Source organism: Pseudomonas putida, from assembly GCF_028682635.1.
Classification (GTDB): Bacteria; Pseudomonadota; Gammaproteobacteria; order Pseudomonadales; family Pseudomonadaceae; genus Aquipseudomonas; species Aquipseudomonas putida_AE.
On record NZ_JANHLK010000032.1, the window covers coordinates 54,136 to 63,215 of the forward strand.

At 62.2% G+C, this 9,080-nt stretch carries 10 protein-coding genes; all 10 read left to right on the forward strand.

Annotated features, from left to right (window positions below; genetic code table 11):
• Positions 1 to 105: 105 nt before the first annotated feature.
• Positions 106 to 1,608 carry an urea ABC transporter permease subunit UrtB gene (urtB, locus tag NPS56_RS27210; protein WP_274077506.1) on the forward strand — a complete coding sequence of 501 codons (1,503 nt, stop codon included), beginning with the start codon at positions 106 to 108 and terminating at the stop codon, positions 1,606 to 1,608.
• Positions 1,608 to 2,687 carry an urea ABC transporter permease subunit UrtC gene (gene urtC / locus NPS56_RS27215; protein WP_274077507.1) on the forward strand — a complete coding sequence of 360 codons (1,080 nt, stop codon included), beginning with the start codon at positions 1,608 to 1,610 and terminating at the stop codon, positions 2,685 to 2,687. The genes urtB and urtC overlap by 1 nt, the downstream gene beginning before the upstream one ends.
• Entirely contained in the window at positions 2,684 to 3,553 is an 870-nt protein-coding gene (gene urtD, locus NPS56_RS27220; protein WP_274077508.1) for an urea ABC transporter ATP-binding protein UrtD, read from the forward strand. The genes urtC and urtD overlap by 4 nt, the downstream gene beginning before the upstream one ends.
• Positions 3,554 to 3,666: 113 nt before the next feature.
• The gene (gene urtE / locus NPS56_RS27225) at positions 3,667 to 4,365 is read left to right on the forward strand and encodes an urea ABC transporter ATP-binding subunit UrtE (RefSeq protein WP_274077509.1); all 699 of its coding nucleotides are present in this window, start codon (positions 3,667 to 3,669) and stop codon (positions 4,363 to 4,365) included.
• A 30-nt stretch (positions 4,366 to 4,395) separates the two neighbouring features.
• Positions 4,396 to 5,235 carry an urease accessory protein UreD gene (locus NPS56_RS27230; RefSeq protein ID WP_274077510.1) on the forward strand — a complete coding sequence of 280 codons (840 nt, stop codon included), beginning with the start codon at positions 4,396 to 4,398 and terminating at the stop codon, positions 5,233 to 5,235.
• A gap of 137 nt (positions 5,236 to 5,372) precedes the next feature.
• A complete protein-coding gene (gene ureA, locus NPS56_RS27235; protein ID WP_007907366.1) occupies positions 5,373 to 5,675 on the forward strand; it encodes an urease subunit gamma in 303 nt (100 codons plus the stop codon).
• Positions 5,676 to 5,684: 9 nt separating this feature from the next.
• Positions 5,685 to 6,218 (forward strand): GNAT family N-acetyltransferase, encoded by a 534-nt coding sequence (locus NPS56_RS27240; protein WP_274077511.1) that lies wholly within the window; start codon positions 5,685 to 5,687, stop codon positions 6,216 to 6,218.
• Between the two features lie 6 nt (positions 6,219 to 6,224).
• Positions 6,225 to 6,758 (forward strand): GNAT family N-acetyltransferase, encoded by a 534-nt coding sequence (locus NPS56_RS27245; protein WP_274077512.1) that lies wholly within the window; start codon positions 6,225 to 6,227, stop codon positions 6,756 to 6,758.
• Positions 6,758 to 7,063, forward strand: a complete 306-nt coding sequence (locus NPS56_RS27250) for an urease subunit beta (protein WP_008146494.1) — start codon at positions 6,758 to 6,760, stop codon at positions 7,061 to 7,063. Before NPS56_RS27245 ends, NPS56_RS27250 begins: the two co-directional genes overlap by 1 nt.
• A gap of 164 nt (positions 7,064 to 7,227) precedes the next feature.
• Complete coding sequence (ureC, locus tag NPS56_RS27255; protein WP_274077513.1) at positions 7,228 to 8,928, forward strand: urease subunit alpha; 1,701 nt, start codon at positions 7,228 to 7,230, stop codon at positions 8,926 to 8,928.
• Positions 8,929 to 9,080: the final 152 nt, after the last annotated feature.

The following is a 9,080-nucleotide window of genomic DNA, read 5'->3' on the forward strand; positions in this document are numbered from 1 at the left end:
CGGGCTTGCTCGCGAAGACGGCGGCACATCCAACATCAATGTGACTGACACACCGTTTTCGCGAGCAAGCCCGCTCCCACATTTAGTCCGCGCAAGGCCATACATATGCCCACCGCCCTTTACCGCTTCATCCTTGCCATTGCACTTTTGCTGCCGATGGCCTCCCACGCCGATGACGCCGAAGACTTCGTCGCCGCCAATCCCGTGCAGCAAGCCAAACTGCTGGAAACCTGGGCTGCGCAGCCCGATCCGGCCCGAATCGAGCTGATCAACGCCCTGCAACAAGGCGAATTGGCCATCGACGGCCAACCGAGAACCTTGCGCCTGAACAACCGCCTGCGAGGTCTGATCGACACCGCATTGGCCAGCCACCAATTGCTCGCCGCCGACGCCAAAATCCGTCTGGCCGCCGCGCAGCAATTGCAGAAAAGCGCCAAACCCGCGCAGCTGAAATTCCTTGACCAGCAATTGGCGGGCGAGAAGGACGAGAGCGTTCACGCCGCCCTCAGCCTGGCCCTGGCCAATCTGCAACTGGTAGACGCCGATCCGGCCGTGCGACTCGCCGCCATCCGTTTACTCGGCGAAACCGGCGATCCGCTGGCCCGCACCCGCCTGGAAAATCTGCTGGAGCCTGGCGTTGAAACCGACGCGAATGTGCGCACCGCCGCCGAAACCAGCCTCGCCCAGGTCAAACGCAAATTGCTCGTTGGCGAACTCCTTGGCCAGGCCTTCAGCGGCATGTCCCTGGGCTCGATCCTGCTGCTCGCCGCCCTGGGGCTGGCGATCACCTTCGGCCTGCTCGGCGTGATCAACATGGCCCATGGCGAGATGCTGATGCTCGGCGCCTACTCGACCTACGTGGTGCAGTTGATGTTCCAGCGCTTCGCCCCGCAGGCCATCGAGTTCTATCCGCTGATTGCGTTGCCGGTGGCGTTTTTCGTCACCGCAGCGATCGGCATGGCGTTGGAGCGCACGGTGATTCGCCACCTCTACGGTCGTCCGCTGGAAACCCTGCTCGCCACCTGGGGCATCAGCCTGATGCTGATCCAGCTGGTGCGCCTGGTGTTCGGCGCGCAGAACGTCGAGGTGGCCAACCCGGCGTGGTTGTCAGGCGGAATTCAGGTGCTGCCCAACCTGGTGCTGCCGTACAACCGCATCGTGATCATCGCATTCGCGCTGTTCGTGGTGGTGCTGACCTGGCTGCTGCTGAACAGGACGCGCCTGGGCCTGAACGTGCGCGCCGTCACCCAGAATCGCAACATGGCGGCCTGCTGCGGCGTGCCCACCGGGCGCGTCGACATGCTCGCCTTCGGCCTCGGCTCGGGCATTGCCGGCCTCGGCGGCGTGGCGCTCAGCCAGATCGGCAACGTCGGCCCGGACCTCGGCCAGAGCTACATCATCGACTCGTTCCTGGTGGTGGTATTAGGCGGTGTCGGGCAACTGGCCGGTAGCGTGCTGGCCGCGTTCGGCCTTGGGATCGCCAACAAGATTCTCGAACCGCAAATCGGTGCCGTGCTCGGCAAGATCCTCATCCTCGCGCTGATCATTCTGTTCATCCAGAAACGTCCGCAAGGCCTCTTCGCACTGAAAGGACGGGTGATCGACTGATGAACCAGCCCCTGCTCGTTACCGCGACACAAAAAGCCGGCCCGAAAGTCACGATGGCCGTTGGCGCGGTAATCCTCGTTCTACTGCTGGCGTTACCGCTGCTCTCGCTGTTGCCGGCCGACAGTGCGCTGCACGTCTCCGCCTACACGCTGACCCTGGTGGGCAAGATCCTGTGCTACGCCATCGTGGCCCTGGCGCTGGACCTGGTCTGGGGTTACGCCGGCCTGCTGTCCCTGGGTCACGGCCTGTTTTTCGCCCTCGGCGGTTATGCCATGGGCATGTACCTGATGCGCCAGGCCTCCGGCGATGGCTTGCCGGCCTTCATGACGTTCCTGTCGTGGAGCGAATTGCCCTGGTATTGGACCGGCACCAGCAGCTTTCTCTGGGCCATGTGTCTGGTGGTATTGGCGCCAGGATTGCTCGCGCTGGTGTTCGGCTTCTTCGCCTTCCGCTCGCGGATCAAGGGCGTGTATTTCTCGATCATGACCCAGGCCCTGACCTTCGCCGGCATGCTCCTGTTCTTCCGCAACGAAACCGGGTTTGGCGGCAACAACGGCTTCACCAACTTCCGCACCATCCTCGGCTTTGGCATCACTGAACCTGGCACCCGCGCGGTGCTGTTTTTCGCCACGGTGCTGCTGCTGGTGGCCAGCCTGTACATCGGTTGGCGCCTGGCGCAGAGCAAGTTCGGCCGAGTGCTGACCGCCCTGCGCGACGCGGAGAACCGCCTGATGTTCTGCGGCTACGACCCGCGTGGATTCAAGCTGTTCGTGTGGGTGTTGAGCGCGGTGCTGTGCGGCCTGGCCGGTGCGTTGTACGTGCCGCAGGTGGGCATCATCAACCCAAGTGAAATGTCGCCGACCAACTCTATTGAAGCAGCTGTATGGGTCGCCCTCGGCGGTCGCGGCACCTTGATTGGTCCGTTGCTCGGCGCCGGCGTGGTCAATGGCATGAAGAGCTGGTTCACCGTGGCCTTCCCGGAATACTGGCTGTTCTTCCTCGGTGCGCTGTTCATCGTCGTGACCCTGTACCTGCCCAAGGGCGTGATCGGCTTGCTGAAGAAAAGAGGTGAACAATGAGAGTCACTGCGACCGCTGAATTCATGCTCGAACCGGCGTTTTTCCCCGTGGAGCCGAACAAGGACGCCGGCACCAGCCGCGATGTCATCGGCCTCGGCCAACGCGCCGGTCCGGGCCTGAACACCCGCCACGGCACCATCCTGACCCTCGAAGACATCAGCGTCAGCTTCGATGGTTTCAAGGCACTGAACGACTTGAACCTGTACATCGGCGTCGGCGAATTGCGCTGCATCATCGGGCCCAATGGCGCGGGCAAGACCACGCTGATGGACGTGATCACCGGCAAGACCCGCCCCAGTCACGGAAAAGCCTGGTTCGGCGAGACCCTGGACCTGACGCAAATGAGCGAAGTACAGATTGCCCAAGCCGGCATTGGTCGCAAGTTCCAGAAACCGACCGTGTTCGAGGCCTTGAGTGTGTTCGAGAACCTGGAGCTGGCGCAGAAAACCGACAAGTCGGTGTGGGCCAGTCTGCGGGCGCGCTTGAGTGGCGAACAGAAGGACCGTATCGCCGAGGTGCTCGACACCATTCGCCTGACCGCTTCGGTCAATCGTCCCGCCGGCTTGCTGTCCCACGGCCAGAAGCAGTTCCTGGAAATCGGCATGCTGTTGATGCAAGACCCGCAACTGCTGCTGCTCGATGAACCGGTGGCCGGCATGACCGACGCCGAAACCGAATTCACCGCCGAACTGTTCAAGACCCTGGCCGGTAAGCATTCGCTGATGGTGGTGGAACACGACATGGGCTTCGTCGGCTCGATCGCCGACCACGTCACCGTATTGCACCAGGGCAGCGTGTTGGCGGAAGGGTCGCTGGAACAGGTGCAGGAAAACGAACGGGTGATCGACGTGTATCTCGGTCGCTGAGTTTTGCGAACACCGAACCTGTAGGAGCTGGCTTGCCAGCGAAGGCGTACTGAATGACGCCAAAAGCTTCGCTGGCAAGCCAGCTCCTACAAGGGATTGAGGAGGATTTGAGAATGCTGCAAGTCGACAAGCTGCACCAATACTACGGCGGTAGCCATATCCTGCGCGGCCTGACGTTTGACGTGAAGGTCGGCGAAGTCACCTGCCTGCTGGGCCGTAACGGCGTGGGCAAGACCACCTTGCTCAAATGCCTAATGGGCCTGCTGCCGGCCAAGGACGGCGCTGTGAGTTGGGAGGGCAAGCCGATCACCACGTTCAAGCCACACCAGCGGGTGCATGCCGGCATCGCCTATGTGCCCCAGGGCCGGGAAATTTTCGGCCGGTTGACCGTGGAGGAAAACCTGCTGATGGGCCTGTCGCGTTTTCCCGGCAGTGAAGCCAAGGAAGTCCCGGCGTTCATCTACGAGCTGTTTCCAGTGCTGTTGCAGATGAAGCAACGGCGCGGCGGCGACTTGTCCGGCGGCCAGCAGCAGCAATTGGCAATCGGCCGGGCGCTGGCCAGCCGTCCACGCCTGCTGATCCTCGACGAGCCCACCGAAGGCATCCAGCCGTCGGTGATCAAGGAAATCGGCGCAGTGATCAAAAAGCTCGCCGCCCGTGGTGACATGGCAATCCTGCTGGTAGAGCAGTTCTACGACTTCGCTGCCGAACTGGCCGATCAGTACCTGGTGATGTCGCGCGGCGAAATCGTGCAGCAGGGCCGCGGCGAAAACATGGAAGCCGAAGGTGTACGCGGCCTGGTTACGATCTAATCTGTAGCGTCCTAACGATAATTAGAAGCCATGAATCTACCACTTCCCACTGCCCTGTTTACCCCGAGCTGGCATGCCGAACTGGAGCTGGGCTACGCCCGCTTCGGCGACAGCACGCGCCCGGTTCAGCGACGGCACAAAGGCCCGCTGCGGGTGCAGAAGCACTTGTATGCCGAAGGGCCCGAGGTGTGCCAGCACATCATCGTGCATCCGCCAGGCGGAATTGCCGGTGGTGACCGGCTGGACATCAGCGCCAGCGTCGGCCGCGCGGCGTGGGCGCAAATCACCAGCCCCGGCGCGGCCAAGTGGTATCGCGCGACAGGGCCGGCTTATCAGAAACTCGACCTGAAAGTGGCCCACGGTGCGACGCTGGAATGGTTGCCGCAAGAGACGATCATCTTCAGCGATGCCCGGGCCGAGCTCAGCACCTCCATTGACCTGCAAAGTGATGCGCGGCTGTTCTATTGGGATGTAGTGGCGTTGGGGCGCCCGGCCAGCGGCGAGCGTTTCGATCTCGGGCATTTCCAGGCGCAACTGGACATCCGCCGCGACGGCCAGTTGCTCTGGCACGAACGCCAGCGCATTGTGGGCGGTGACGGTTTGCTCGATTCGCCGATCGGGCTGGATGGGCAACCGGTGTTTGCCACCCTGCTGGTGACCGGGGAAATCGATAGTGATTTGCTGGAGCGTTGCCGTTCTTTGACCAATGATGTGCGCGGGGATTTGACCCAGTTGCCGGGTTTGCTCGTAGCCCGTTGCCTGGCCAATGAAGCCCTGCTGGCACGAGGCTGGCTGATTGATCTGTGGCGGTTATTGCGCCCTGCACTGCTCGGCCGAGAAGCCATCCCACCCAGAATATGGAGCACCTGAACACCGCTCCCCCTGTAGGAGCTGGCTTGCCAGCGAAGGCGTACTCAATGACGCCAAAAAGCTTCGCTGGCAAGCCAGCTCCTACAGGTGATGTATTTACAGATCCGATTTTTTATCTTCCCAGATGGATTCCAACGATGGACCTGACCCCACGCGAAAAAGACAAGCTGCTGATCTTCACCGCCGGCCTCGTCGCCGAGCGGCGTTTGGCCCGCGGCGTGAAGCTCAATTATCCGGAGGCCATGGCCTACATTTCCGCGGCGCTGCTCGAAGGCGCCCGTGACGGCCAGACCGTGGCCGAGCTGATGCACTTTGGCACCACCCTGCTCAGCCGCGAACAAGTGATGGAAGGCATCCCGGAAATGATCCCGGAGATCCAGGTGGAAGCCACCTTCCCCGACGGCACCAAACTGGTCACCGTCCACCAACCCATCGCCTGAGGACGCGCCATGACTTATCACATCCGCGATGCGGTGCATGCCGATCTGCCGGCGATCCGCGATATCTACAACGATGCAGTGCTCAATACCACGGCGATCTGGAACGAACAGGCCGTGGACCTCGGCAACCGCCAGGCCTGGTTCAGCGCCCGGCAATCCCAGGCTTATCCGATCCTGGTGATCGTCGACGGCGAGAACAGCGTGCTGGGCTACGCTTCGTTTGGTGACTGGCGGCCGTTCGATGGTTTCCGCCACACGGTCGAGCACTCGGTCTACGTGCGCAGCGACCAGCGCGGCAATGGCCTGGGCCCACAATTGATGGACGTGCTGATCGAGCGCGCCAGGCTTTGCGACAAACATGTGATGGTCGCCGCCATCGAAAGCGGCAACGCCGCTTCCATTCGTCTGCATGAACGCGTCGGGTTCAAAACCACAGGTCAAATGCCGCAGGTCGGTACCAAGTTCGGTCGCTGGCTGGACCTGACCTTCATGCAACTGATGCTCAATCCTGGCGCCGAACCGCCGCCCGCCAACAAGGAGTAACGCCCGATGAACGCCGCCCAATTGCGACGCGTCAACATTGAAAGCTTTGCGCACTATCGTCAGGGTTTGATCGATCTGCTGCTCGACGCCGTCGGCTATGGCGCCAGTGTCGGTTTCATGGCGAATCTGGACGCGACGCAAGCCCGCGCCTATTTCGATGAAGTCCAGGAGAACCTGAACAAGGGCAACGTCCTGCTGTGGGTGGTGGTCAAGGACGAGCAGGTGCAGGCCAGCGTACAGCTGACCCTGTGCCAGAAAGCCAATGGCCTGAACCGCGCCGAAGTGCAGAAACTGCTGGTGCGCGAGCACGCCAGGCGCCGTGGCCTGGGCCAACAACTGATGAGCGCGCTGGAGCAGGCGGCCCTGCAGCACAAGCGCGGCATGCTCTACCTCGATACCGAGGCTGGCTCTCCTGCCGAGGATTTCTACAAGGCCCTGGGTTACACCCGCGCCGGCGAAATCCCCGACTACGCCTGCGATCCGAGCGGTCTCTACAAGCCAACCGCCCTCTACTACAAGATTCTCCAGGGAGCCCATTGATGATTCCCGGTGAATACCAGATCCAGCCCGGCGACATCGAACTCAACGTCGGCCGCCGCACGGTCAGCTTGAAGGTGGCCAACAGCGGTGACCGACCGATCCAGGTCGGCTCGCACTACCACTTCTTCGAAACCAACGACGCCCTGACCTTCGACCGCGCCGCCAGCCGCGGCATGCGCCTGAACATTCCCGCCGGCACCGCCGTGCGCTTCGAGCCGGGGCAAAGCCGCGAAGTCGAGCTGGTCGACCTGGCCGGGCATCGGCGGGTGTTCGGCTTTGCCGGGCGGATCATGGGCGACCTCTGAATTATGTAGTGCACGCACCGGCCCCTTCGCTGGCAAGCCAGCTCCTACAAGGGATCGTATTTCATCGGTATTTCCGGTTGGAATGCCAATTGTAGGAGCTGGCTTGCCAGCGATAGCGAGCAACGCGAGCGGTCTCGAAATCAATTGAATCCCAAGGCAAGCGCATGAAAATCTCCAGACAAGCCTACGCCGACATGTTCGGCCCCACCGTCGGTGACAAGGTCCGCCTGGCCGACACCGAGCTATGGGTCGAAGTGGAAAAAGACTTCACCACCTACGGCGAAGAAGTGAAGTTCGGTGGCGGCAAGGTTATCCGTGACGGCCAGGGCCAAAGCCAGCTATTGGCCGCCGAAGTGGTCGACACCCTGATCACCAACGCGCTGATCATCGACCACTGGGGCATCGTCAAGGCGGACGTCGGCCTCAAGGACGGGCGTATCGCCGCCATCGGCAAAGCCGGCAACCCGGACATCCAGCCCAACGTCGACATCGCCATCGGCGCCAGCACCGAAGTGATCGCCGGCGAAGGCATGATCCTCACCGCCGGCGGCATCGACACACACATCCACTTCATCTGCCCGCAGCAGATCGAAGAAGCGCTGATGAGCGGCGTCACCACCATGATCGGCGGCGGCACCGGGCCTGCCACCGGGACCAACGCCACCACCTGCACCTCGGGGCCGTGGCACCTGGCGCGCATGCTCCAGGCCGCCGACGCCTTCCCGATGAACATCGGCCTGACCGGCAAGGGCAACGCCAGCCTGCCCGAGCCGCTGATCGAACAGGTCAAGGCCGGCGCCATTGGCCTCAAGCTCCACGAAGACTGGGGCACCACCCCGGCCAGTATCGACAACTGCCTGAGTGTCGCCGATCAGTACGACGTGCAGGTGGCGATCCACACCGACACCCTCAACGAATCGGGCTTCGTCGAAACCACCCTCGGCGCCTTCAAGGGCCGCACCATCCACACCTACCACACCGAAGGTGCGGGCGGCGGCCACGCGCCGGACATCATCAAGGCCTGCGGCTTTGCCAACGTGCTCCCCAGCTCAACCAACCCGACCCGGCCGTTCACCCGCAACACCATCGACGAACACCTCGACATGCTGATGGTCTGCCACCACCTGGACCCGAGCATTGCCGAGGACGTGGCCTTCGCCGAAAGCCGCATCCGCCGCGAAACCATCGCCGCCGAAGACATCCTCCACGACCTCGGCGCGTTCTCGATGATCAGCTCCGACAGCCAGGCCATGGGCCGCGTCGGTGAAGTGATCACCCGCACCTGGCAAACCGCCGACAAGATGAAAAAGCAGCGCGGCCCGTTGCCCCAGGACGGTGAAGGCAACGACAACTTCCGCGCCAAACGTTACATCGCCAAGTACACGATCAACCCGGCGATCACCCATGGCATCAGCCATGAAGTGGGCTCGATCGAGGTGGGTAAATGGGCTGACCTGGTGCTCTGGCGCCCGGCGTTCTTCGGGGTCAAACCGACACTGATCCTCAAGGGCGGCGCCATCGCGGCCAGCCTGATGGGGGATGCCAACGCCTCGATTCCAACGCCGCAACCTGTGCACTACCGCCCGATGTTCGCCAGTTATGGCGGCTCGCTGCACGCCACCAGCCTGACCTTTATCAGCCAGGCGGCGCAGGAGGCCGGGCTTGCCGAAGCCCTGGGTTTGAAGAAGAAAATCGCCGTGGTCAAAGGTTGCCGCGAGGTGCAGAAGACCGACCTGATCCACAACGATTACCTGCCAGAGATCGAGGTCGATCCGCAGACTTATCAGGTCAAGGCTGACGGCATTTTGCTGTGGTGCGAACCGGCGGATGTGTTGCCGATGGCCCAGCGTTATTTCCTGTTCTGATCGGTTGAGCGGGCATCGAGTAGGAGGCGGATTTACATCCGCCGTCCTCTCACACCACCGTACGTACGGTTCCGTATACGGCGGTTCAGGTTACACGGCTAAGCCGGTTTATCGTATCCAGTATCGAGACCAAGCCGAGTCGATCCCAGAGT

Bases quoted from the DNA above. Each gene is read 5' to 3' on its own strand.
- urtB (WP_274077506.1), top strand. From the start codon at position 106: ATGCCCACCGCCCTTTACCGCTTCATCCTTGCCATTGCACTTTTGCTG.
- urtC (WP_274077507.1), top strand. From the start codon at position 1,608: ATGAACCAGCCCCTGCTCGTTACCGCGACACAAAAAGCCGGCCCGAAA.
- urtD (WP_274077508.1), top strand. From the start codon at position 2,684: ATGAGAGTCACTGCGACCGCTGAATTCATGCTCGAACCGGCGTTTTTC.
- urtE (WP_274077509.1), top strand. From the start codon at position 3,667: ATGCTGCAAGTCGACAAGCTGCACCAATACTACGGCGGTAGCCATATC.
- NPS56_RS27230 (WP_274077510.1), top strand. From the start codon at position 4,396: ATGAATCTACCACTTCCCACTGCCCTGTTTACCCCGAGCTGGCATGCC.
- ureA (WP_007907366.1), top strand. From the start codon at position 5,373: ATGGACCTGACCCCACGCGAAAAAGACAAGCTGCTGATCTTCACCGCC.
- NPS56_RS27240 (WP_274077511.1), top strand. From the start codon at position 5,685: ATGACTTATCACATCCGCGATGCGGTGCATGCCGATCTGCCGGCGATC.
- NPS56_RS27245 (WP_274077512.1), top strand. From the start codon at position 6,225: ATGAACGCCGCCCAATTGCGACGCGTCAACATTGAAAGCTTTGCGCAC.
- NPS56_RS27250 (WP_008146494.1), top strand. From the start codon at position 6,758: ATGATTCCCGGTGAATACCAGATCCAGCCCGGCGACATCGAACTCAAC.
- ureC (WP_274077513.1), top strand. From the start codon at position 7,228: ATGAAAATCTCCAGACAAGCCTACGCCGACATGTTCGGCCCCACCGTC.